Origin of the sequence: Hoeflea sp. (genome assembly GCF_039975035.1) — a bacterium.
GTDB lineage: Bacteria > Pseudomonadota > Alphaproteobacteria > Rhizobiales > Rhizobiaceae > Hoeflea.
The window spans coordinates 1-24,284 of record NZ_JBDWHW010000051.1 but is presented as its reverse complement, the minus strand read 5'-3'; the positions used below and the strand labels follow the sequence as shown (position 1 = coordinate 24,284).

At 61.1% G+C, this 24,284-nt stretch carries 15 protein-coding genes and 1 tRNA gene; 8 read left to right on the top strand and 8 right to left on the bottom strand.

From position 1 onward, the window contains the following. Positions 1–24 precede the first annotated feature (24 nt). Genes ABJN75_RS04050 through ABJN75_RS04040 form a run of 3 tightly spaced genes read left to right on the top strand, consistent with a single transcriptional unit; the run spans position 25 to position 2,915 of the window. Entirely contained in the window at positions 25–1,164 is a 1,140-nt protein-coding gene (locus tag ABJN75_RS04050) for an ABC transporter ATP-binding protein (RefSeq protein WP_348437100.1), read from the top strand. Between the two features lie 10 nt (positions 1,165–1,174). Then, the gene (locus tag ABJN75_RS04045) at positions 1,175–2,083 is read left to right on the top strand and encodes an ABC transporter permease subunit (RefSeq protein WP_348437098.1); all 909 of its coding nucleotides are present in this window, start codon (positions 1,175–1,177) and stop codon (positions 2,081–2,083) included. Between the two features lie 10 nt (positions 2,084–2,093). Beyond that, a complete protein-coding gene (locus ABJN75_RS04040; RefSeq protein WP_348437096.1) occupies positions 2,094–2,915 on the top strand; it encodes an ABC transporter permease in 822 nt (273 codons plus the stop codon). A gap of 24 nt (positions 2,916–2,939) precedes the next feature. Here ABJN75_RS04040 and ABJN75_RS04035 read toward each other — a convergent pair whose 3' ends face one another. Beyond that, on the bottom strand, positions 2,940–3,182 hold the full coding sequence (locus ABJN75_RS04035) for a DUF6460 domain-containing protein (RefSeq protein ID WP_348437094.1): 243 nt from the start codon (positions 3,180–3,182) through the stop codon (positions 2,940–2,942). A 184-nt stretch (positions 3,183–3,366) separates the two neighbouring features. Beyond that, positions 3,367–5,241, bottom strand: a complete 1,875-nt coding sequence (locus ABJN75_RS04030) for an AsmA-like C-terminal region-containing protein (RefSeq protein WP_348437092.1) — start codon at positions 5,239–5,241, stop codon at positions 3,367–3,369. A gap of 171 nt (positions 5,242–5,412) precedes the next feature. On the opposite strand from ABJN75_RS04030, the gene ABJN75_RS04025 reads away from it, so the two are divergent. Next, positions 5,413–7,365 (top strand): acetoacetate--CoA ligase, encoded by a 1,953-nt coding sequence (locus tag ABJN75_RS04025; protein WP_348437090.1) that lies wholly within the window; start codon positions 5,413–5,415, stop codon positions 7,363–7,365. A gap of 137 nt (positions 7,366–7,502) precedes the next feature. On the opposite strand, the gene ABJN75_RS04020 is transcribed toward ABJN75_RS04025, so the two are convergent. After that, positions 7,503–7,853, bottom strand: coding sequence for a hypothetical protein (locus ABJN75_RS04020; protein WP_348437112.1), 351 nt, complete (start codon positions 7,851–7,853; stop codon positions 7,503–7,505). A 479-nt stretch (positions 7,854–8,332) separates the two neighbouring features. Beyond that, positions 8,333–12,463: an ATP-binding protein gene (locus tag ABJN75_RS04015; RefSeq protein WP_348437088.1), complete on the bottom strand. Its 4,131-nt coding sequence runs from the start codon at positions 12,461–12,463 to the stop codon at positions 8,333–8,335. Positions 12,464–12,706: 243 nt separating this feature from the next. Between ABJN75_RS04015 and ABJN75_RS04010 the strand changes: the two genes are divergently transcribed. Together ABJN75_RS04010 and ABJN75_RS04005 are read left to right on the top strand one after the other, a co-directional pair. Continuing rightward, a complete protein-coding gene (locus ABJN75_RS04010) occupies positions 12,707–13,165 on the top strand; it encodes a phasin (RefSeq protein WP_348437086.1) in 459 nt (152 codons plus the stop codon). A 183-nt stretch (positions 13,166–13,348) separates the two neighbouring features. Next, positions 13,349–13,425 (top strand) — tRNA-His (locus ABJN75_RS04005). 195 nt (positions 13,426–13,620) lie between these two features. Here ABJN75_RS04005 and ABJN75_RS04000 read toward each other — a convergent pair. The 4 genes from ABJN75_RS04000 to ABJN75_RS03985 form a co-directional block, all read right to left on the bottom strand. Further along, positions 13,621–13,857 carry an Lrp/AsnC ligand binding domain-containing protein gene (locus ABJN75_RS04000; protein WP_269389652.1) on the bottom strand — a complete coding sequence of 79 codons (237 nt, stop codon included), beginning with the start codon at positions 13,855–13,857 and terminating at the stop codon, positions 13,621–13,623. 340 nt (positions 13,858–14,197) lie between these two features. Next, a complete protein-coding gene (locus tag ABJN75_RS03995; RefSeq protein ID WP_348437084.1) occupies positions 14,198–17,491 on the bottom strand; it encodes an efflux RND transporter permease subunit in 3,294 nt (1,097 codons plus the stop codon). A 10-nt stretch (positions 17,492–17,501) separates the two neighbouring features. Beyond that, positions 17,502–18,716 carry an efflux RND transporter periplasmic adaptor subunit gene (locus ABJN75_RS03990; protein ID WP_348437082.1) on the bottom strand — a complete coding sequence of 405 codons (1,215 nt, stop codon included), beginning with the start codon at positions 18,714–18,716 and terminating at the stop codon, positions 17,502–17,504. 11 nt (positions 18,717–18,727) lie between these two features. Next, the gene (locus ABJN75_RS03985) at positions 18,728–19,351 is read right to left on the bottom strand and encodes a TetR/AcrR family transcriptional regulator (RefSeq protein ID WP_348437080.1); all 624 of its coding nucleotides are present in this window, start codon (positions 19,349–19,351) and stop codon (positions 18,728–18,730) included. A 390-nt stretch (positions 19,352–19,741) separates the two neighbouring features. Between ABJN75_RS03985 and bcsA the strand changes: the two genes are divergently transcribed. Next, positions 19,742–21,997, top strand: a complete 2,256-nt coding sequence (gene bcsA, locus ABJN75_RS03980) for a UDP-forming cellulose synthase catalytic subunit (RefSeq protein ID WP_348437078.1) — start codon at positions 19,742–19,744, stop codon at positions 21,995–21,997. Continuing rightward, positions 21,990–24,284: cellulose biosynthesis cyclic di-GMP-binding regulatory protein BcsB (locus ABJN75_RS03975; RefSeq protein WP_348437076.1), on the top strand; the 2,295-nt coding region annotated here is incomplete at its 3' end. The genes bcsA and ABJN75_RS03975, both read left to right, overlap by 8 nt.

Genomic DNA, 24,284 nt, shown 5'->3' with positions numbered 1-24,284 from the left:
TCTTGATCAAGGGGGCAGTTGGTCATGAAATCTCTGGGAAGCATCCGGCGCAGTTTTGAACCATGGAATGATCCGAACCAGCGCCCCTATATCGCTTTTGAAAACATAACCAAGAAATTTGGCGATTTCACCGCCGTCAAAGACCTGACACTGCATATCTTTCAACGCGAATTTTTTGCCCTTCTCGGCGGCTCGGGTTGTGGCAAGTCGACCTTGCTGCGCATGCTGGCCGGATTCGAAAATCCAACCAGCGGCCAGATCCTGCTCGATGGCGAGAACCTCTCCGGCGTTCCGCCCTACAGCCGCCCGGTCAACATGATGTTCCAGTCCTATGCGCTGTTTCCGCATATGAGCGTGGAAAAAAACATCGCCTTCGGCCTCAAGCAGGACGGCATGGCCAAATCCGAAATCGACGACCGCGTCAACAACATGCTCAAGCTGGTCAAGCTCGACCAGTTCGGCAAGCGCAAGCCGCACCAGCTTTCCGGCGGACAGCGCCAGCGCGTGGCGCTTGCTCGCTCGATTGCCAAGCGTCCCAAGGTGCTGTTGCTTGACGAGCCGCTCGGCGCGCTCGACAAGAAGCTGCGCGAGGAAACCCAGTTTGAACTGATGGATCTGCAACAGGAACTGGGCCTGACCTTCGTCGTCGTCACCCACGACCAGGAAGAGGCGATGACCATGGCCGACCGGATCGCGGTGATGGATCTCGGCCGCATTGTGCAGATCGGCACGCCGGTGGAAACCTATGAAGCGCCGAATTCGGAATTCGTCGCCCGCTTCATCGGCGACATCAACATCTTTCGCGGCGAAGTGACCGGCGCCAATGGCGGCGTGGTCGATATCGAAACACCCGACGGCATGGTCATCCGTGCCACGTCGCCGGTGGCGGTGAAACCGGGCGAGAAAGCCAGTTTCGCCATCAGGCCGGAAAAGCTGCGCGTTTCCCGCACCAGGCCCGAGGGCGGGATCAACGCCGTCTCAGGCGAAATCTGGGATATCGGATATCTCGGCGACATGACCGTGTTTCACGTCAAGCTCAAGAGCGGAGAAGTGGTCAAGGCCTCGCTGCTCAACGCCGTGCGCACCGTTGAAGACCCCGTCGGCTACGACGAAGAGATCTGGATTTGCTTCGATGCGGACAGCGGCATTGTGCTGAGCAATTGAGGGGACTGCGATGAAGCTCATTTCCGCCATCACCCGCCGCCTTGTCATCATCGTTCCCTATGCCTGGCTGCTGATTTTTTTCCTGGTGCCGTTCCTCATCGTTCTGAAAATCTCGTTTTCCGAACCGGTGATGTCGATGCCGCCCTATGCGCCGACACTCGATCTGGCTGACGGATTTTCCGGCCTCGTCGATGCCTTCAGGCAGTTCAGTTTTTCCAACTATCTCTGGCTGACGCAGGATTCACTCTACATCAACGCCTATATCTCCTCGATCATCATCGCCTTCGTCTCGACGGTGCTGACCCTGCTGATCGGCTTTCCGCTGGCCTACGGCATGGCGCGCGCACCGGCCTCACTGCGTCCGACGCTGCTGATGCTGGTCATCCTGCCGTTCTGGACCAGCTTCCTGATCCGGGTCTATGCCTGGATAGGCATTCTGAAACCCGAAGGCCTGCTCAATCAGTTCCTGCTGCTGATCGGGGTGATCGACGAGCCGCTGATCATTCTCAACACCAACATCGCGGTCTATATCGGCATCGTCTATTCCTACCTGCCGTTCATGGTGCTGCCGATCTACTCGGCGCTCGAGAAGATGGACTACACACTGATCGAGGCGGCGCAGGATCTCGGTTGCCCGCCGATCACGGCGTTCTGGAAGATCACCTTTCCGCTTGCCATCCCCGGCATCGCTGCCGGCTGCCTGCTGGTGTTCATCCCGGCGGTCGGCGAGTTCGTCATCCCCGATCTGCTCGGCGGCTCGCGTACGCTGATGATCGGCAAGACGCTGTGGAGCGAGTTCTTCAACAACCGGGACTGGCCGGTGTCCTCGGCCGTGGCGGTGCTGCTGCTGCTGATTCTGGTCGTGCCCATCATGCTGTTCCAGCAGGCGCAGGCCAAATCCCAGGAAAGCGGACAATGAGGTCGAACCGATGAGCCCAAACTGGTCCCGCTTCAACATCGCCTCGGTGGTCTTCGGCTTTGCCTTTCTCTATCTGCCGATCGTGCTTCTGGTGATCTACTCGTTCAACGAATCCCGGCTGGTGACGGTCTGGACCGGCTTTTCCACCAAATGGTATGTCGAGCTGTTCAACAATCAGGGGCTGATGGATGCGGCCTGGGTAACAGTCCGCGTCGGACTGGTCTCCGCCAGCATCGCCACAGTGCTCGGCACGATGGCGGCTCTGACACTGACCCGCTACACCCGGTTCAACGGGCGCATCCTGTTCTCCGGCATGGTCTTCGCGCCGCTGGTGATGCCCGAGGTGATCACCGGCCTGTCATTGCTGCTGCTGTTCGTGGCGGTAAATTTCCCCCGCGGGTTCTGGACCGTGACGCTGGCCCACATCACCTTCTCGATGTGCTTTGTCGCGGTGGTGGTGCAATCGCGTCTGATGAGTTTCGACCGCTCGCTCGAAGAGGCGGCGATGGATCTGGGGGCAGGGCCTGTCACCACCTTCATGCAGATCACCCTGCCGGTGATCCTGCCGGCGGTGATCTCGGGATGGATGCTGGCGTTCACGCTGTCGCTCGATGATCTGGTGATCGCCAGTTTCACCTCGGGGCCGGGCGCAACCACGCTGCCGATGAAGATCTACTCCCAGGTGCGGCTTGGGGTGACACCGGAAATCAATGCGGTATGTACGCTGCTCATCGGCGCTGTCTCGATCGGCGTCATCATAGCCTCGATCATGAACAAGAGCCGCGATGTCAGGCGTCAGCGCGATGAACAGGCGGCGTTCGCCAATCACTGAGCCAGGATGCCGGCCTGAAACCTGTCAGTTTCTGGGGGGCCGCAGCAGGTAGGTGACAAACCAGATCGGCACGATCACCATCGAGCCCAGCACGATGTTCGGGATCGCCCAGGCAGCGCCCTCCTGCAGGGCCGCAAACACCCGCTCCGGCGTCAGGCCGATCTCGGCGAGCAGTTCGGCGGCCGACAGGTTGAGAGCTGACAGCACCGCGCCGGTAATCAGCGAGGCCAGTCCGATTTTCACTAGTGCTGAAATCACCCGCAGCATGGTGCGCCCTCATTGGCTTCCAGGTTCGACAAGGCCCGCCGCCGGTTCGGAGCACCGGGTTTGGCGGAGTGTCGCCAAATCCGCGCTAATTCGCAAGCAGGGTCTTTTCTCATGTGTTTGTACAACGTCGCTTGCAATGATGCATGTCGCCTTCAGGTGAAGTCATGATGAGCCGTTGCACGCATCACGGCGTCACCGGCGAGATCACTGGTTGCGGCCAGGAACCGCCGACAAAGAACTTGAGCGTTTCAGGCACAGCATCGGTCGCGACGGGGGTTGCTTCCGTGGCCGGTATTGGCCCCAGAACGCCGGCTATCGCCAGGCTGGAGCGCGAATAGGGAATGACGCCTGACAGCGAAAACATCTGTTTGGCGCCGATCAGTTCGGCGGTTTTCAGGTCGGCCTCGCCGGCAGCGATGCTCGCTTCGAAGCGCGCGGACTGGAACGGGAAACCGGCACCCTCACCCAGCTGATCGAGATCGAAGAACCGCTCGGTTTTGGCCAGTTCGCGGAATTTCTGGATATTCAGGCCGGGCACGACGCCCTTGCCCAGGGACAGGTCAAGCTTCCCGGTCAGATCGGACAGCGCAGTCGCCCAGGTCGGGTAGGGCGATGTCACTTCAAGATCGAGGGAACCAACGCCGCGCGGCAACGGGCCAGTCAGGCCCATCGCGTCGAAAAGGCTGCCGATATCCATCTCGCGCGCCGACATCTGCATCTTCACCCCGCCCTCGATTCCCTTCTCCGAAAGCGCGATGCGGCCGAGAAGGCTGCCGCCATAGGCGGTGGCGTCGCCGATATCGAAATTGGCGCGGCCCTGCTCGACCCGCGCTGCCGCGGCCAGGTTGGAAAGCGCCACCGGTCCGAGGCTCGCCGACTGGGCCGACAGCCGCAAATCAAGTCCGATTTCGTGCAGGAAGCGCGTGTCGATGATCGAGGCAATGTCCTTGCCGTTAACCGGAAGCGGCGTGAACGCCTGCAGGAAGGACATGATATCAAGGGTGTTGAACGCCAGCGTGCCCGCAACCAGCGGCGGCGCCTCATCGTCGAGCGAGACATCCAGCACGCCGATGCCGCGGTTCTTGTCAATCATCACGATCAGGTCATCGAGCTTGGCCTTGGTCGGCCCGGCGGTGATCTTGGCCGACAGTTCCAGCGCGCCCAGCGCCTCGCCCGGCTTGATGTCGGCGCGCGACCATTCAAGCGCCCGCCGCACCGACGGGCTTTTCAGCTCCAGCGCGCCCGAGACGAACATATTGGGACCCAGACTTGCCGATCCGGTGAAATTCAGATTCAGCGGCGAGGAGGATACCTTGAGCTCGACCGGCGCCAGGCGCCGGCCAAGCAGAAGCAGCGGCAGCGTGGTCGACCCACTCAGCGTCAGTTGCTCGCCGCGGAAAATCGCCACCAGATTGGCCCGGGCAACCGCCGTTGGCGCGGTCCAGGCCAGCGTGCCGTTGATGGCGGTAAGCTTTTCGGCTTGCGCGCCGGGATCGCGGATCCATCTGACGGTGCCGTCTTCAATCGTCACTGCGCCGAGCGCCGCTGATTCCGGTATGGTTGCGGAAGCCGGGATTTCGTCGCCGGCCTGGATTGCGAGGTCGCGGGCAACTGCGGCTGCAATGCCCTTGGCAAGCTGACCGGACGAGGAGGACCAGTTCGAGGTTGAGTCCGGGTATAGTTCGACATTGAAGGTCGGCCGGATCAGCTTGAACTGCGAGAAGCTGGGCGCGCCCAGCACCGCCGAGAACAGGTTGAAATTGGCAACAATGCTGTCGGCGCGCAGGATCGGGTCGCCACCGGAGAATGTCGACGGCCTGATTTCCACATTGTCGAGCTTGATGGTCGGCGTCGGCCAGAAATCGAGCGAGGGGGCATCGCCAAGCGAAACCGCATGCCCCGCCCACGCGCCGATGTCACGTTCCAGGCGGTCGCGCACCACACCGCTCGAAACGGCCAGCGGCAGGCTCGCGAAAATGATCAGGACCAGGGCGAGCACGGCGAGGGTGCCGATGATCGCCGCGCGTCGCAAAGACCATTGCGCGATAATGAAATTCAAACCCCGTGCTCCCGATACGCTGTCACGATGTTCTGGTTAAAGCTTGGCGCGGGTGAAAGCAATTGCCAAGCGTCAGCGGCCTCCATATGGCCTGATGCGACCCCAAGTTCTGTTTGCATCGTATCTTGCCAATGCTACTAAACCTGTCACAGGAATTTGCAGGAGCAGACAATGACCGATACACCGCTTTGGTGCCCCGACAAGCAGCAATTGCAGGAGAGCCCGTGGATGAAGTTCGCCGGTTTCGCCGGTGAAAGGTCGGGACTTTCGCTCACCGATCCGCTTGCGTTGCATGAATGGTCGATCACCGATCGCGAGGGCTTCTGGTCGGCGCTATGGGATTTTTGCGGTGTTCGCGGCAACAAGGGCGAGCGCATCATCGAAAATGGTGACGCCATGCCCGGGGCGCGGTTTTTCCCTGATGCGGAATTGAATTTCGCCGAAAACCTGCTGACCCGGACCGGCGCCGAGCCGGCGATCCTGTTCAGGGCCGAGGACAAGGCCCGCCGCGCCATGAGCTGGCTCGAGCTGCATTCCCTGGTCTCGCGCCTGCAGCAGGCGTTCCGCGCCCATGGCGTAGGCCCGGGCGACCGGATCGCGGCGATGATGCCGAACATGCCTGAAACCATCGCCTGCATGCTCGCTTGTGCCTCGATCGGGGCGGTCTGGTCCTCGTGCTCCCCTGATTTCGGGGTTCAGGGCGTGCTCGACAGGTTCGGCCAGATCGAACCCAAACTGTTTATTTCCTGCGATGGCTACTGGTACAATGGCAAGCGTCAGGACGTGACCGCCAAACTCGCCGAAATCGCGACCTCGCTCCGGCCCAATGCGACCGTGATCGTGCCGCTGGTCGACGACGCTCACGCCGTGGCCGCTGCGGTTTCCGGCGCTGTGCCGCTTGCGGTTTTCATCGCCGATTACATCGTCCGGCAGGTCGAGTTCGAGCGTCTGCCGTTTTCGCATCCGCTCTACATCCTGTTTTCATCCGGCACCACCGGCATTCCCAAATGCATCGTCCATTCGGCCGGCGGCACGTTGCTGCAGCATCTCAAGGAGCACCGCCTGCATTGCGGGCTCACGCCCGGTGAGCGGCTGTTCTACTTCACCACCTGCGGCTGGATGATGTGGAACTGGCTGGCCTCCGGTCTGGCTGCGGGGGCGACGCTGTGCCTGTATGACGGTTCGCCATTCCATCCCGACGGCAATGTGCTGTTTGATTATGCCGCCGAGGAGAGGTTCTCGGTGTTCGGAACCTCAGCCAAATTCATCGATGCCGTGCGCAAGGCCGGCCTCCAACCGGTCAAGTCCCATGATCTGTCGCAACTCAGGCTGCTGACTTCCACCGGCTCGCCCTTGTCGCCCGAGGGCTTTTCCTTCGTCTATGAAGGCATAAAGCCCGATGTGCATCTGGCCTCGATCTCCGGCGGCACCGACATCGTCTCCTGCTTCGTTCTGGGCATTCCCGCGTTGCCGGTCTATTCAGGCGAGATCCAGGGCCCCGGGCTTGGAATGGCCGTCGATGTCTGGGACGAGGATGGCAACTCCATCGTCGGCGAAAAAGGCGAACTGGTCTGCACCAGGCCGTTCCCGGCGATGCCGATCGGTTTCTGGAACGATCCCGATGACCAGAAATACATGGCCGCCTATTTCGCCCGCTTCGACAACGTCTGGACTCACGGCGATTTCGCCGAATGGACGCCCCATCACGGCATCATCATCCATGGCCGCTCGGATGCGACGCTCAATCCGGGCGGGGTGCGCATCGGCACCGCGGAGATTTACAATCAGGTCGAACAGATGGACGAAGTGGCGGAAGCCATCTGCATAGGTCAGGACTGGGACGACGATGTCCGCGTCGTGCTGTTCGTCCGTCTCGCCGAGGGCGTCGCACTCGATGACGATCTCCGGTCCAGGATCCGCGCCCGCATCCGCACCGGAGCCTCGCCCCGCCACGTGCCCGCCCGGATCATCGCAGTCGCCGACATCCCCCGCACCAAGTCCGGCAAGATCGTCGAACTTGCCGTGCGCGATATTGTCCATGGACGGACGGTGAAGAACCAGGAGGCGCTGGCCAACCCCGAAGCGCTGGAGTTGTTTGCGGATCTCGAAGAGCTCAAGAGCTGACCCCGCGGGGCGAATGCGTTGCTGACCACGCCCGTTTGAAGGTTGCGGCTCCCCCGGCGCATCGGTCGGGTGAGCTGATGCAAGACAGGGATTGCCTGTCCTGCATCATCGCCTGATGGGCGGTGCGCTGTGCTTGATCATTGCGGGATCAGCGTCTCCGTGCCCGAGCCGGACTGGCCGTCGATGGTCCACGCACCTTCAAGCCTACCGTCATCCATGACCTGATAGACCACGAGCCCGACACTGCCGGTCTTGAACACGTAGCCTGCGGCAAATGCGTTGCCATAGAGCATGCAGATGCCGTCGGATTCAGTGCCGGTGCTCCAGTGAATGTGGCAGGTTGTGTCCGAGCTGAGCTCAATGGTTGCCGTGCCGCCATAGGCACTGCCGTCGAAATTCGTCCCCTCGACCGTGTAGGTGCCGGTCGACACTTGAGCCTGCGCCAGGCCCGTAAGGCTCAGCGTTGCAGCCAGATAAACCGAGATCATCCTTATCATGCCGTTCACCCCTGTTGACGCCCCTCCGGCCACTCCGGCGGGCCGGGCCAGAATCCGACGGTCCGTGATCCGTGTCAATCAGCCAGACCGGTCCGCAGCAGGATTGTTTTCATGCCTGTTGCGGCTCGGTGCGGCGGACTTCATGACCGAGATGGCGTGAATTTTACAGGCCGGCATGAACCCGGTTCGAACCCTTCGGATCAAGGATGCGCGGGTAGCTCATGGTTAATCACACCTTACCCGCAAACTTAACCACGTCAGGTAAAGCGAGGCGGTTCGGTAAAATCCTAGACAAACCGGCAAGGATCCCGAAAGTATTTGGCGCTCTACTCGCATCAACCTTTGGATAGCCTGGCTCTTCATGGTGTACATCAGCACAGATACCAATTTTACGGAGACCCTTGCCGGTCTCCGTTTTCTTTGTCGTACGGTCAGCCTCTGGCGCTGATGAAGGTCACGGCTTCTCCGGTTCAGTCGGCCAGTACCCGCTGCGGCGGAAAGGCGATCGACACCAGGGTTCCTTCGCTCGGCGTCGAGACGATGTCGAACTGGGCCCGGTTGGCTTCCACCATTGCCTTGGTCAGCGGCAGGCCCAGTCCTGTTCCATCGCCGCGCTGGCGCGGGCCAGGACCAACCTGGCCAAACGGTTTCATCGCCTGCTCGAGTTCCTTGCGGTTCATGCCGATGCCGGTGTCGCGGATGCGAATGACGACATTGCCCGAGGGCTCATAAGATGTGGAAACGACAATTTGCCCGCCAGAGGGGGTGAAGCGGATGGCGTTGGACAGCAGGTTGAGCGCGATCTGCTTGATCGAGCGTCGGTCGGCGACAACTTCTGGCACGCTGGCCGACAGGCTGGTGCGGATGATCACACGCTGGCTGTTGGCCATCGGCTGCAACAGCGAGACGCTTTCCGCCAGATGTTCGTTGAGCGAGACGGCGACAAACTCCATCTGCTCCTGGCCTGCTTCGATCTTGGAAATGTCGAGCAGATCATTGACGATATCGAGAACATGCTTGCCGGAATTGCCGATGTCGTGGGCGTATTCGAGATAGCGCGGACTGCCGATCGGTCCGAACCGCTCCTCTACCATCATTTCGGAAAATCCTATGATGGCATTGAGCGGCGTGCGGATCTCGTGGCTGACCCGGGCCAGGAAGTCGGATTTGTGTGAATTCGCCGTCTCCGCCGCGCGCTTGGCGTTGCGCAGCTCGTCTTCAGTCCGCTTCCACTGGGTGATATCGCGCAGCACGGCGCAATAGCCGTTCGAGCCCGACAGTCGCCCGATGGTCATGAACAGCGGCAGAAAGCCGCCGGCGGCCTCGCGGCCAATCACTTCACGCCCGTCATTGAGGACGCTGGAAACTCCGTGCTCGGCCAGGCCGCTGACATAGTCCATCACCGCGCGCTGGCTTTCATGGGCAAACAGCATCGCGAAGGGTTGGCCCCGGGTTTCGTTCTCATCATAATTGAACAGCGCACAGGCAGATCCGTTCATCGAGCGGATTGTGCCGTCATCGTCGAGGATGACAACACCGTCGGTGGCGGTCTCGAGGATGGAGCGGAGCTCCTGCGCCTCGATTTTGAGGGCAGCCACCTCGTCAGACACGCCGGCATCCGGCTCGCCCGCGACTTCAGGCTCCTCGGCTTGCGCAGTCCCGCTCTCAGAACCGGCTGGTGGTTCCACAGCCGTGACCAGTGTGGCTGTAACCCCGGCCGACGCGGGTTGCACCGGCGACAGTGCAAGAAGCAGCGCCTGGCCATCCGCCCAATTGACCGACCGCAGCCGGGCGGTGACCTTGCAGGCGGTGCCGTCGGCGCGCCGCACGATCATCGCGCCGTCGGCATCCTCGTCATCCTCGTCAGACTGGTCGAGCAGATGATCGAGCCCGCCACGCGCGGCAAGCTCGCTGAGCGAGCCGTATCCCGTCAAATCGAGGAATTCGGCATTGGCATGTATCAGCTCATCGCCGCAATGCACCAGAAGCGCTGCTGGGATGGCGTCAACCAGCCCGGCATCGATGCCGGCCGGCATCACCTGCCGGGCTGGCAGCGCAAAGGCCGAAGGCAATGGCAGCGCCGGTGTTTCGATCGGTTCGAAATCTTGCGATGCGGGCTCTGCCTGCTTCTCTGCCAGTTGCTCCGGCAATTCCTCCGGTTGCGACGGCGCATCATCAACGGTTTCGTCGGCGGCGCTGGCTGCTACAGTGTCGTTATCGGGATCGCCCGCGCTGTCACCTGTGGTGTCGCCTGCCTGGTTGCCATCAAAATTGATCTCGATATCACCGGGGTCGGGCTGATCGTCATTGGCCTGGGTTTGACGTTTTCCAAAGGCCGGCCGGTCAAGCTGTTGTTCGGGGCTGGCGGACTCCGCGCCGGTATCTGGCGTCCCTGTCGTGGCTGCAGATGTTTCGTTCAGCCGGACGCCGATTTCCCTGAAAGCCGCCTGCTCGCCGGGTGACAGGCTGTCACGCGGCCGCGTTCTCCGGGCTTCGAGATCGATGACCTTGTCGCTGTCGCGCCGACCCGGGGTTTCGACGAGGCGGATTGCCGGGCGTTCGCCCCGGAACGGATCCTGCGGGCCTGAGCCGGCCTCAGCCGGAGTGTCAGCGATGTTGTCGCCAATTTCGCCGGTTTCATCGGTGGCCTCGCCATCGGCACCGTCCATGCGGGCGAGATCTTCGATGTCGCGTTCAAGGCTACGCAGTTCGAGGTCGGCCATATCCTCGGCGTCCTGGACAATCTCGTTCGGCTGATCCGGGGTAACCGTCTGTGCTGTCTCGTCGGTTTCGTCTGCGACAGGATCTTCATCCGGTGGCGTTTGTTCCGCCGGGCGTGATCGCGCACCCGGGACCAGGGCCAGGCCCAGCGCTTCGGGGTCCTCGCGGGTTTCCCCGATCCGGACAATTCCGAACCCCCGGAAACCGTCAAACTGGCGGTCGCGGGTGTAGGTCGGCAGGGCCGCCAGATCCACTGGCGTCGACAGCGAGGTTCCCTGGATTGGCCAGTAAACCGTCTTTCCCGACCAGGTGTCGCGGCGGCTGAGCAATTCCGAGATGACATGGTCCGGATCAAGATTGAAAACCCGGGCCAGATCCGGAAAGCTCCGCCCGACAATGTCAGCGGAATGCGGACCGACGGCGAGCGCGAATTCGGGTGAGACTTCGCTGAACTTGCCGTCGCGGTTGATTTTCCAAACGAAGCGCGCCGGCTTGCTGTTGGGGTCAAACCTGAACTCTGGCCCGTCAGCGCCGATGTCGGCGTCAGCGACGTCGTCTTCGCCACTGGCCACCGGCTGATCCGGTTGGGTCGCCATCACGGGGTCTTCGTCGGACGCCGCCTTGTCCGTCCCGTCCAACTGCTCATCGTTTTGCGGGTCGTCATTGAGGCCCGTGTCGGCGCCAACCTCGCTGCTGCCGCCGAGATCAGCATTGAGATCAGTGTTGAGGTCGCGGGCATCGGCGAAGGGCAGGGGGATGTCGTTGTCTTCCCGCGCCTGCTCGGCGCGCGCCTTTTCAAGCCGCGCATTGAGTTCATCACGGATCCGGCTTGTATCGAAAACCGCTCGCCGGGGAACCGAACTTTCTTCAGACGGTGCGATCCCGGCAGGGACGGACTCCTGTTCGCCCTCGCCGTCATGAACCTCAGCGACATCGGACATCGTATCCACTTCGTCGTCACCCTCCGAAGCGGTCTTATCGGAGGGAGCGGCATGCTCGATGCCGGCTGGTGCTTCGATGTTCCCCGGTCCATCGTTTGCTTCTTCGCCGGTGGCGCTGGTCTCGGTTGGCCGAACGGCTTCGGTGTCATCCTCCAGATCGGAACCACTGCGTGGCTCAGGGGAAAGTTCAGCAGCACCTTTCTCCGATGGTGCGGCGTCCTCGGCGTGAAGCGGCGCTGGAACCTCCTCGGTGCCGGCGTCGGTTTCCTCATGCGGCTGTGGCTCGACGGCGAACAGCAGGTGCATGCGCGGCTCGTCCGCCAGCCTGCCGATAGCGGTCGGCATCGGTCCGGTGCGCGCCTCGGTCATGCGCTTGACCAGACGGTCGTCATCCGCCGCCACATCTGCGATCATCCGGTCGATATCGCTTTGCGCAAGCCCGATCTCGTCGAAAGTGCTCGATGCGGCCAGAACCCGGCCGTCCTTGTCCAGCACCGCCACATGCGTGCCGGTTCCCTCAAAGCCGGAGATGATCTGACGGGCGCGGGCCCCTGGTGACAGGATCTGTCCGGCCTGGCTGCTGACCAGCAGCAGCGCCCGCTCGCCATCGGGCAAGGTGATGTCTTCAAGGCTTGCCGGCGTCATCGAGCGCGAAAACCCTGATGACAGTCGCATCATGAAGGCCTGCCGCCTACCGGTCCGGCGCAAACCGCTGAGCGCGCTTTCAATCTGCCGCCTGGTCGCGACCTGGCCTGCAAGGCCCTCGTCCAGCGCATCATAGATATTGTCGAAACCGAACAGGCTGGCGGCTGCCCCGTTGGCCCACAGGACGCCACCGAGGTCGGGGCTCAACACGGCCACGGCGTCGCCCTTGGAAAACCGGTCCCGGATCGAAGCGTGAACGGCCAGATCAATGAATGGATAATGATGAGCCTGCATGGGCTGAATTCCAGTTTCGGCCTGATTATGCCCATTGTGGGCGCGCATTAAGATTTAATTAATAGCTTTGACGCCTTCGCCGGTCCAGCAAAGGCCGGTCCGGCAGCGGTGATTTGTGAAGAAACGGTTAACGTATGGTGCGATGCACAATATATGTTGCAATGCACCATAAGCCATGGTATGGTCCTTTTGAAATCGAAACGGGGCCACGAACGGTCCCACCATCCTTCAAGGAGAAGTGACATGGCGACCAAGAAAACCCAAACCTCCGCAGACGTTTTTGAATTCCCGGCATTCGACGTGGCCAAGATGACTGATGGCTACCGCGAAATGGCTGACAAGTCTGTCAACCAGACCAAGGAAGCCTACGCCAAGGTCAAGACCGTTGCCGAAGACGCCACAAAGGCGATCGAAACCACGCTCGAAAAGGCACAGACCGGCACTGTTGAACTCAGCCTCAAGGCCATCGACGCAGCTCGCGGCAACGTCGAGCATTCGCTGTCGCACATGGAAGCCCTGCTTGGTGTCAAGTCGGTTGCCCAGATGTTCGAACTTCAGACCAGCTTTTTCCGCAAGCAGGCCGAAATGATGGTCGACCAGGCCAAGGTCATGCAGGAAGCCGCCAAGAAGGTGTCCGAGGAAGTTTCCAAGCCGGTCAAGTCTGTTGCCGAAAAGGCCATCAACGAAACCAAGGTTGCCTGATTTCGCCAAACCGCGGAATTGAAACGAAGCAGAGGCCGGGCACAGTGTCCGGCCTTTTGCATTGCGGGTTTTCATCAACCCCAAAATGCGCAAAACAGGGCTGAACCCTCTTGCAAAATTGACTATGCCGCCGTATGTGAGCGGCAACAAAGTGGCTCGGACGTGATCCTTGTCCACTGGTGTGCGGTTGTAGCTCAGTTGGTTAGAGCGCCGGATTGTGGATCCGGAGGTCGGTGGTTCGAGCCCACCCAATCGTACCATTTCTCTTTCAGCAAATACCGGCACGGCAAGCGGCAGTGGATCGCATGCTCCACCTGTCCGGCATCCTCTCTCTGTGCACCGCCGCGCATCCAACTGAATGCGCGGCGGTGTAACCCTGTGAAATGATGCATCTGCGTTGCCGTGCAAATGAACACATTTGAACGCGGCATGCATGAGGCGGTTTCCGATCCGGGTCAGAATGCCTTGAAAGTCAGGATCGTGTGGGTCCGCTCGACACCGGGCACGGTGTGAATGTTGTCTGCGACGAAACGGCCGATATCGACATCATCCTCGATATAGAACTTCGCCATCAGGTCGAACTGGCCGCTGACCGAGTAGATCTCGGACGCGATCTCGCGGTTGGCAATTTCGTCGGCGACTGCGTAGGCCTGTCCGAGCTTGCATTGAAACTCTACGAAAAAACACTGCATCGCCGGTCTCCTTCGGTCTTTGCAAAAGCATGGCTGTGATCTCCTTGGAACCATGCTCGCGTCTCTGGCGCAAGGGAGAATCGGGTGGGAAATGCTTCAAGCCTGTAAAACACCTCGATTGCCTTGTTCGGCTGAGGAGTTCTCGATCAAGGCCTTACAACAAGACCGGACTGGGCGAAGATTCGACCCTGCTGCCGGGCAAGGCGTTTTGCGAACCCCGCGCAGTAACCCACCGCTGCGTCATTCTCACTCACGGCGAAAGTGTGTCGACCCGGGTGCCGGCGGGTCTGACGCGCGAGATCGAAACCTAACTGTTTAGTCCCGGCGTTTGATCCCGGGTCTACTCCGCCGCTTGTTTCGAGATGACAAGTTTCGGCGGTCTCGGCCCGGCCTGGCGCTCAAGTTCAGCCAGCCGTTCGTGCAAGTTGGCGATCTCTCCGGCAGTCTCGCCGAGGGCGACGGTCATCGCCTCGGGTTCCATTGTCTCGACTTCCTCCTCCTTCGGTCCGATGAACCGGCCGAAGAGCCTTCCCAGCAGTCGCGACAGATCATCCATGATGAGGAAGAACGACGGCACCACCACGAGGCTCAGTACGGTCGAGACGATGATGCCGCCGATCACCGCGATCGCCATCGGCGCGCGGAACGAGCCGCCTTCGCCGACGCCCAGCGCGCTCGGCAGCATACCCGCCGACATTGCAATCGAGGTCATGACGATCGGCCGGGCGCGTTTCTGACCGGCCTCGATCATGGCTTCGACCCGGTCGCGTCCCGAGCGGATCAGCTCGACGGCGAAATCGACCAGCAGAATGGCGTTCTTGGTGACGATGCCCATCAGCATCAGGATGCCGATCAACACCGGCATAGACAGCGCATTGTTGGTGATGATCAGGCCTGCCGCCACGCCACCGATCGCCAGTGGCAGCGAAAACAGGATGGTGAATGGCTGGATCACGTCCTTAAACAGCAGGATGAGAACGGTGAGCACCAGCATGAGCCCCATCAGCATGGCGTTGAGGAAGCTTTCCTGCATCTCGTTCTGCACTTCGGCGTCACCGGCTTCCAACACCTGAACGCCAGCCGGAAGGTCGGTTGTCGCGACGATTTCGTTGAACCGGTTCTTGGCCGTGTCCAGCGCCACCCCGATCGGCAGGCTGGCGCCGATCACCGCCTGCCGCTCGCGATTGAACCGATTGATGGTGGAGGGGCCCTGCGTGATGACGATGTCGGCCACGCTCTTGAGCGGGATGGAAGCGCCCGTGGAGGTTTGCACGCGCAGATTGGCGATGCGGTTGATGTCGGTGCGGTAGACCGGATCAAGCTGCACCCTGATCGGGATCTGCCGGCTGTCGAGCGAGATCTTGGCCAGTGCCGAATTGACATCGCCGATGGTGGCGACCCGGACGGTTTCGGCAATCTGCGCCGTGGTGACGCCGAGCCGGGCGGCTTCCTCAGCCCGCGGCCGGATCTGCACTTCCGGACGCGGAAGCGAGCCAGAAACGCTGACGCTCGACAGTACGGTCTCGGCCTTGAGCTTCGGCTCCAGAATGGCCACCGCCCGGTCGATGGCGGCATCATCGGCCGAAATCACGTTGTAGGTCAGATCGCGGTCGCCGCGGTCATTGAGCTTGTAGGCCCGGATGTCGGGAATGACAGCCAGCTTGTCGAAGATCTCGGATTCGATTTCGGCCTGCGTACGGACCCGGCCCAAAACCTTCATGCGCGGCAGTGATGAGGACACGAACGGAACCGCGTCGACAAGCCCGTTGACAACCTTCTTGACGATGGAATGCTCGATCTTCTCAAGCAGCACGGAGACGGAGGCGCGGCGGATATCGAGTTCGCCCTTGGGCGAGGTGCCTCCAAGGATGAAGACGTTTTCGACATTCTCGACGCCGGTGATGATCTGGCGCATCGCTTCCGTGGTGCGGTCGGTGTCTGCAAGCGTTGCGCCGGGCGGCAGTTCAACACTGATGGAGACCCGGGAGACATCTTCAGGCGGCAGGAACGAGCCCGGCACCTGCGCCAGGAAATAGACGGCAACGACCAGCGACCCGATCGCGGCAAGCAAGGTGGTATATCTCCAGCGCAAGGTCCTGGAGATGAACCAGGTGTAGCCCCGCATGATCTTGCCGCCGCCCTCGGCCTCTTCGTGGGTGTCGCTGTCGCGCATCAGGTAGGCGGCCATCATAGGTGTGATCAGGCGCGCCACCAGCAGCGAGAACATCACCGCGACAGCCACGGTCATGCCGAACTGGATGAAGTACTGTCCTGGAATGCCCGGCATGAACGACACCGGCACAAACACCGCGATGATGGTAAAGGTGGTGGCGATGACCGCCAGTCCGATTTCGTCGGCAGCTTCGACCGCGGCCCGGTAGGGTGTCTTGCCCATGCGGATATGACGCGAGATGTTCTCCACCTCGACGATTGCGTCATCGACGAGGATACCGGTCGCCAGCGTGATGGCGAGCAGGCTGACCAGATTGAGCGAAAATCCGAGCAAGTCCATGACATAGAAGGTCGGGATCGCCGAAAGCGGCAGCGCGATAGCCGCGATCAGCGTCGCGCGCCAGTTTCTCAGGAACAGAAACACCACCAGAACCGCCAGGCCGGCGCCTTCCACCAGCGTGTGCAGTGCCGCTTCATAGTTGCCGTAGGTAAAAAACACCGTGTCGTCGACCGGAACCAGTTCGACATCGGGGTTGTTCGCCTTGATCTCATCGAGGGTCTCGGTCACAACTTCGGCGACCGATATTTCGCTGGCGCCTTTCGAGCGGAACACGGCGAAGGACACCACCTGGTCACCATTGTAGCGTCCGAACGATCTCAACTCCTCATAGGTGTCGCGCACCACGCCCAGCTCGCCGAGCCGTACAAAACGTCCGTTCGCCAGCGCGATGGTGGTTTTTTCCAGCGATGCCTGGTCTTCTGCGTCGCCCAATGTGCGGATGGCCTGTTCGCGATTTCCGATTTCGCCACGCCCGCCGCCCAGGTTGGCGTTGGTTGCACGCAATTGCCGATTCACGTCGGCGGCGGTGATGCCGTAGGAATCAAGCCGTGCCGGATCGAGCTCGACGCGGATTTCCCGGTCGGCGCCGCCATAGCGTTCGACCTTGCCAACACCGCGCTGGCCCTGCAACGCCCGCTTGATGGTGTCGTCGACGAACCACGAGGCTTCCTCGATCGTCATGTCGGGCGCATTGACCGCGAAGGTCATGATCGCCTGGCCCTCGACGTCGACACGAGTAACGATCGGTTCTTCCACCGAGCCCGGCAAATCGCCGCGAATACGGTCGATGGCGTCCTTGACGTCCTGGACGGCCTGATCCGTCGGCACTTCCATCCGGAAGATCACGTTGGTGGTCGAGACGCCGTCGGACACGGTCGAGGCTATATCGTCGACGCCGGTGATCCCGGCCACCGAATCCTCGATCTCCCTGGTCACCTGCGCTTCCATTTCGGAGGGAGCGGCGCCCGACTGCACCACGGTGATTGCGACCAGCGGTACGTCGATATTGGGAAAACGCGTGATCGGCAGTGTGAAAAAGGATTGAATTCCGACAATCGTCAGCAGCGCAAATGCCAGGATTGGTGCGATCGGATTGCGGATGGCCCAGGCGGAAAAATTCATGTCGAGTGCCTCACTCGGTGATGGCGGCGACGTGGCCGCTGTCGGTTTCTTCCACCGGAGTCACCCGATCGCCGTCGCGTACGAATGCGCCTGCCTTGGCGACGATCAGATCGTCTTGCACAAGTCCCTCGTTGATCTCCACCAGGCCGCCCTCGCGAATTCCGGTCTTCACCGCCGTGAGCCTTGCCACGCCGTCCACGATTTTCAGCACATCGGCCCCGCTGGACGTGATATTGATCGAGGTCACGGGCACTGTGATCGCGTCACGCTGCGCCACAATGATTTCGGCGTCGGCGAACATGCCGGCGCGCAGATTGACGCCGTTTTCAATCTCGATCCGCGCCAGGCCGAGCCGGGTCGCCGTGTTCAGCGTCGGCTCTATCAGCCTGACTGTTCCCTTGACCGGGTCGGCGGCGCCGATAAGGTGAATGCTGACCGCCTGGCCCTCGGCGATCCTGTGCATGTCGGCTTCGGCGATATCGGCCCGCATTTCAAGCCGGCCATCCCTGATCATCGTGAACAACGGACCCGCCGCCGCGCTGGCAATGGCGCCAATCCGCGCGCCTCGAGCCGTGATCACGCCCGACACCGGCGCCTTGACCTCGGTTCGCGCCAGCCGTAAATCGACGTCCTTGATCTGCGCGTCGATCAGCGTGACATCGGCCTGGGCGACCTTGATCGATTCCTCGACCGATCGAATGCGGGCCAGCGCTGCCGTTGCCTGTGCTTCAGCCTGCTCCGCCTGCACGGTCGAATAGGTGCCCTGGTCCGCCAGTTGGCGGGCGCGCTTGCCGGTCTTGACTGTTTCCTGAGCCGTCGACCGGACTTCGGCCAGTTGCGCGTCAAGCTGGGCAATGGCGGCCAAAGCCTTGGCCTGATTGGCGTCAAGCTGACTGCGTTGCAGGATCAACTGATCCTTGGAGAGCCTTGCAAGCACCGATCCTGCCTCGACCAGGTCGCCGACATCGGCGTGCAGGCTCTCGATTGCCAGTCCTTCGAGCTGCGGTGCGACCAGCACCTCCTCCACCGCGGCGATCATGCCGTTGGTCAGAACCCGGTCCGTGATCGGAGCCATGACGGCACTGACCGCAACGATCGCCGGTGGCTGGGTGCCGTGGGCTGCGCTGTTCTCTTCGTTCTGGGCTTTGGCCGGCAAGGCCGTGGTCAAGACAAACGGGGCCGAAATCAGGGGAACTGCAAGCAGAAGGGCAAGAATGGGGCGCATCGTGGATCCGGTCATACGGCGGGTTGAGCTGGGGGAGTGAAGATGGTGTCGTGCAGCGTTGTGAGCACAAGCTCTCCAACAGCGGCGGATTGTACGGGATTTACCGAATTGCCGGCACAGGATTTGCGTTGGGCAAAGCCATGAACCAGCAGCATGATGAAGTGCGCACGTGTTGCGAAGATCTCAAGTGCTTGCGCGCTGTCATCGCCATGAATGCGGACCAGTGCGTTCACCACATTGATGCGGACAGTCTCTTCCATCGCGCCCATCAGCGTGGCGATTTCAGGCACACGGAACGAGGCCGCCTGAGCTTCGCTCCACAAGGCGGCATCCTGAAACGGCAGCGTCTCGATCCGAAGCCGAAACAGTTCCATGAACTTTGCACCGGGATCGTCGGCTGCCCTGACGGCATCGAAAAAGGTTTCGATCTGCATCAGGTCGCGTTTGACCAAAGCGGTGATGATGGCGTCCTTGGAAGGAAAGTAACGGTAGAAATTGCCCACGCTCATCTGCGCCGCCTGCGCCAGATCCTGCATGGAAGCGCCGCTAAAACCGTGCGACGCAAACACCGATTTAACCTTTTCCAGGATATCCGAAGCCCGCTGGCTGGCAATGTCGACCGTGGACGTATCCATAAGGCAATCCCTGATATCGGATCAATTGAGGCGGTATGAAACAATGCGGGACAGACAACCGGACAAACAATTTTACCTAGGCTGACTTTCCTGCCGCAATATAATGAATGAATATTCATTCATCAAGTCTGTGGCTGCATCATTATTGTGTATTGCGCCTGTTGCAGGGCGTTCGAGCGAGTGCGTTCGAGCTGCGCGCGACGACCGGCATGGGGCTCGACCGTACCCGATACTGACTATTAAAGCATTGATTAACCATCGCTTGGGAAAGCATGTCGGAAGATCTATGTTTAGCAATCTGTCAATCATTTGATCCCTAATGTCGCCCTGCCCAAAGGGGGCTTCTCCGTATGATGCGGAGGTGATTTTGGATGTGGGGATCTCATGCACATGATGTGCACTAAATGGCCGGCGCTGCTCGCCGGCGTTCTGGGCTTGACCCTGTTGTGGTTGCCGCTGAGCCTTCAGGCGCAGCTTGTTTTGAGCCTGGCGGCCCTTGGCGTGATGTTCTTCGGCATGACCAGGCCCGAAAACACGGTTTTCCGTTTCATCACTTTCATTTTCTGCGCTGTACTGGCCTTGCGCTACGCGTTCTGGCGAACCACGGAAACCTTGCCGGCGTTCTCAGAGCCGATGAACTTCATTCCCGGATTGCTGCTCTACATTGCCGAAATGTACTGCCTGGTGATGCTGGCAATCAGCTTCTTCATGCTGGCCGATCCGCTCAAGCGCGTGGCGCCGAAAGTGCGTTCACTTGACGACCTGCCGAGCGTCGATGTGTTCATTCCGACCTACAATGAAGACCCGGAACTGCTGGCCAGCACGCTCGCCGCCGCCAAATCCATGATCTATCCGCGCGACAAGCTGTCGATCTGGCTGCTCGATGACGGCGGCACCGACGCCAAGCGTTCTCACAAGGACCCGGTTGTGGCGCTTGCCGCGACGCGGCGCCACGAACAGCTCAAGGCGCTCTGCAAGGCCATGGGCGTCAACTACCATACCCGCAAGAAAAACGATCACGCCAAGGCCGGCAACCTCAACGACGGTCTGCGGGTTTCCAAGTCCGATCTGGTCGTGGTGTTTGATGCCGATCATGCGCCGGTGCGCGAGTTCCTCAAGGAGACCGTGAGCTTCTTCAAGGAAGATCCCAAGCTGTTCCTGGTCCAGACGCCGCATTATTTCCTCAATCCCGATCCGCTCGAGAAGAACCTGCGCACGTTCCGCTCGATGCCGTCCGAAAACGAGATGTTCTATTCGGTGCTGCAGCGCGGGCTGGACAAATGGAACGCCTCGTTTTTCTGCGGTTCGGCGGCGGTCCTGAGCCGCAAGGCGCTCGACACCGTCGGCGGGTTCTCCGGCCAGTCCATCACCGAGGATTGCGAGACCGCGCTGAGCCTTCACGCCAAGGGATGGAATTCGATTTACATTGACAAGCCGCTGATTGCGGGTTTGCAGCCGGAGACCTTTGTCGCATTCATCGGCCAGCGCGCTCGCTGGTGCCAGGGTATGCTGCAGATCCTCATCCTGAACCGGCCGTTCCTTGCCAGGGGGCTGACCGTGGGGCAGCGCATCTGCTATGCTGGCATCAACCTTTTCTGGCTGTTTCCGCTGTCGCGACTGGCGTTCATGCTCTCGCCGTTGCTCTACATCTTCTTTTCGCTCGAAATCTACCAGGCCAATATCCAGGAGTTTGCAGTCTATGCGCTGACCTACCTGATTGCCTCTTTCGCCATGCAGAGCTATCTCTACGGAAAGGTGCGCTGGCCTTGGGTTTCCGAGCTTTATGAGTATGTGCAGTCGATCATGCTGGTTGGCTCGATCGTCAGCGTGATCCGCAATCCGCGCAAACCCACCTTCAATGTCACGGCCAAGGGGCAGACGCTGGATTCGGATGGATTGTCGCCGATTGCGGTTCCCTATTTCGTCATGTTCTTTGTGTTGCTGGCAGCTGCGGTCTATTCGCTCTGGCGGCTTGCGACCGAGCCGGTCGCCTCCGATCTGCTGATGATCGTCGCGCTGTGGAACCTGATCAATCTCGGGCTCGCCGGCGCCGGTCTGGGTGTCGTCTCCGAACGCCGCGAACTGCGCCGCAACCAGCGCCTGCCGATCCGTCGCCATGCTTTGCTACGCAAGGGCAGCCGTACCTGGACCGTCATCCTGCTGGATGCATCAAGCGGCGGGGTTTCGGTTCAGTTCCCCGAACACGAACCCGACATCGATCCGGATTCCGACTGGGCGGGTGAAATCGAAGTTCGCCGTGGCGGCAGGCCTGTGTGTTTCCCGGTGACCATCCGGTCGGTGCGCGAGTTCGACGGTACCAATGTGTTCGGCTTTGCCTATCCCGAAAGAATGCCTGCGACCTTCATGGCGATTGCCGAGATCATGTATTCCGATCAGGGCGTGCTGCAGGACCGCATCACCCGCCGTCAGGTGCGTCTCGATATTGTGCGCGGAACCCTGCGCTTTGCCAGCTGGAGCATTTCCGAATCCGTCAGGGGTATCGGCTATCTGCTCGGGTTCGGGCGGTCCGACAAAATTGTTTCTCACGCCGATGCACCGATCGTGGTCAAGGCCAACAATGCCCGGATCCCGGGCAAGGCGCCGGGCATAAAGGCGGCGATCGGAGGAGTGCGATCTCATGGGTAAACTGATGTCTTCGGTGGCTGCCGCGGTTTTGCTGGGAACCTCCGTCTCCCCGACAGCCATGGCCCAGAGCCTGTTGTCGGATGCGCCGGCCGCAAGCCCGGTGGTCTCGTTGCGGGGTCTGGGAGAAAGCACCATCCTGTCGACCCGGCCTCTCGCCGTTGCCCGGGCAGGCACCGGATACGACGCAAGCCTCAGCGCTTTCGAGCAACCCGGATCGGTGTTGACGCTGCAGGGCGAGGATGACGTGGTCGACCTTAGCTTTGTACTCGACGCCGGCAGCATCGCCGCCGGCGGCGATCTGGTGATAGCTTACCGCAATGCGGTGTCGGTCATGCCGGAAGCCTCACTGGTCTCGGTGATGATCAACGGATCGCCTGTGGGCGAATTCCCGATCCGCTCGCCATCAGGCTTTGACAAGCAGGTCATCAGCGTTTCTCCGGCTCTTCTGCGTGCCGGCGTCAATGATGTCCGCCTGCGCGCCGTCCAGCGGCACCGTGTCGATTGTTCGATGGAAGCCACTTACGAATTGTGGACGGAAATCGACGGCAAGATGTCCGGCTTCCGCCCCCAGTCGGCAAGCCGGCCGAATGATTTTTCCAGCCTGCGAACCATAGGCCGCAATGACAGCGGATTGACCGATCTGCGCCTGATCCTGCCTGCCGGCGCAGGCGCCGAAGCGCTTAACCGCGCAGCACCAGTTGTTCAGACCCTGGCGCTGGCGCTCAATCGCGATGACCTGGCCGTGACGGTTGCGGACACGGAAGGCCGCGGTCCCGGTATTGATCTGGTCGTCGCCACCGATGATGCCCCCGGCTCGTTCCAGGCCGCTGGCGGCAATGCACCCTATGGCCTGTCGGTAGAAGCCGGAGCCGCCAATGCCCGGGCCAGGGTGGTGCTGCACGCAGCCACGGCTCGCGAGATTCCCGGCCTGCTGCTGAACGCGGTCCAGGGACCGCTCAAGCCGGTGCTCGACAGCGGTATCCGTGCCAAGCGCAAGGGCGAGCTTCGTGTCGAGGAATCAAGCGCCTACACACTTGCCGATGCCGGGTATGTCGCGGCTCCCTTCAGCGGCCGGTTGTTTCACACCCGGTTCGAGATGGTCATGCCTACAGATTTCTATCCGGCCGAATACGCCACCATGGACCTGGCCTTGCATGCCGCCACATCGCCTGGCCTCAAGCCCACGTCGCAGCTGCTGGTCAGGGTCAATGGCCATATCGTCAAGAGCCTGCCGATGCGCGACGCCGATGGCGAGGTGTTCTCGGGTCGCAGGCTGGAATTGCCGCTCAGAGCCTTCCGTCCAGGACGCAACCAGATCGAATTGCTGGCCGAACTGGAACGCGCCGCGGATGATGCCTGCGTGTTTTCCCAGCGCGACGATTCGATTCCCCGGTTCATTCTTCTCGACACCACCGAAATCCGTGTGCCGGCGCTGGCGCGTGTGGCGCGTTTGCCCGAGCTGGCGGCACTGGCCGGTTCTGCCTATCCCTACACCGGGTCGGCCGGTGTGAATGTGCATGCGCTCAAGCCTGACGCCAATTCGGTTTCCGCGGCGATGACCATGATCGCCAAAATGAGCCTTGCGGCGCGCGCTCCGGTGGTCTCCCGCATCGCCTTCGGTCCGCCGCTGGCCCATGCCGGCGGAAACGCGATCGTGATCGCGTCCAAACGCGGTATCGAGGAACTGGCGCAACTCGAACCGGAAGCCTATCCCGCGACACCGCAAACCATCGATTTTGCAATGACCGGGAATTTCCCCGACCCGATGACGACTTCGTCAATCAATTTGCCCGGCGCTGCCGTGGCGCTGTCGATGACCACCGATCCCGCAGCACTTCTCGATGCATTCCAGCAGACCACGCGCGGCCTTGCCAAGAGCGGATCTCCGGTGCGCGATTTCGGCATGGGGGTGAGCGACCGGTATCGCGCGTTCCTGCAATGGTTCAATTATGAGCGCGCCGCTGATGCCGCGCCGCTGGTTGAGCCTCGCCGCAAGGCGGTGCTGTCGCAAAGCCCCGGCGTGACAGGCGAAGGCGTTGTGACATGGCTGACCGCGGACTCGCCGCTCGACATGCTCGACGCAACAGGCATGCTGGCCGATCCGGCTGTATGGAACCGGCTGGAAGGCGAGACCGTGATTTTCGATCTCGATGCCCATTCGATCCGGTCCACACGTCCGCAGGCCTATTTCACCCATGACGTGAAGGATTATGGCCCGGGGAATTTGCGCCGCATCGCTGCCGCCTGGTTCTCCGATCACTTCCGCATCTATGTGGTGCTGGTGCTT

Bases quoted from the DNA above. Each gene is read 5' to 3' on its own strand.
- ABJN75_RS04050 (WP_348437100.1), top strand. From the start codon at position 25: ATGAAATCTCTGGGAAGCATCCGGCGCAGTTTTGAACCATGGAATGAT.
- ABJN75_RS04045 (WP_348437098.1), top strand. From the start codon at position 1,175: ATGAAGCTCATTTCCGCCATCACCCGCCGCCTTGTCATCATCGTTCCC.
- ABJN75_RS04040 (WP_348437096.1), top strand. From the start codon at position 2,094: ATGAGCCCAAACTGGTCCCGCTTCAACATCGCCTCGGTGGTCTTCGGC.
- ABJN75_RS04035 (WP_348437094.1), bottom strand. From the start codon at position 3,182: ATGCTGCGGGTGATTTCAGCACTAGTGAAAATCGGACTGGCCTCGCTG.
- ABJN75_RS04025 (WP_348437090.1), top strand. From the start codon at position 5,413: ATGACCGATACACCGCTTTGGTGCCCCGACAAGCAGCAATTGCAGGAG.
- ABJN75_RS04020 (WP_348437112.1), bottom strand. From the start codon at position 7,853: ATGATCTCGGTTTATCTGGCTGCAACGCTGAGCCTTACGGGCCTGGCG.
- ABJN75_RS04015 (WP_348437088.1), bottom strand. From the start codon at position 12,463: ATGCAGGCTCATCATTATCCATTCATTGATCTGGCCGTTCACGCTTCG.
- ABJN75_RS04010 (WP_348437086.1), top strand. From the start codon at position 12,707: ATGGCGACCAAGAAAACCCAAACCTCCGCAGACGTTTTTGAATTCCCG.
- ABJN75_RS04000 (WP_269389652.1), bottom strand. From the start codon at position 13,857: ATGCAGTGTTTTTTCGTAGAGTTTCAATGCAAGCTCGGACAGGCCTAC.
- ABJN75_RS03995 (WP_348437084.1), bottom strand. From the start codon at position 17,491: ATGAATTTTTCCGCCTGGGCCATCCGCAATCCGATCGCACCAATCCTG.
- ABJN75_RS03990 (WP_348437082.1), bottom strand. From the start codon at position 18,716: ATGCGCCCCATTCTTGCCCTTCTGCTTGCAGTTCCCCTGATTTCGGCC.
- ABJN75_RS03985 (WP_348437080.1), bottom strand. From the start codon at position 19,351: ATGGATACGTCCACGGTCGACATTGCCAGCCAGCGGGCTTCGGATATC.
- bcsA (WP_348437078.1), top strand. From the start codon at position 19,742: ATGATGTGCACTAAATGGCCGGCGCTGCTCGCCGGCGTTCTGGGCTTG.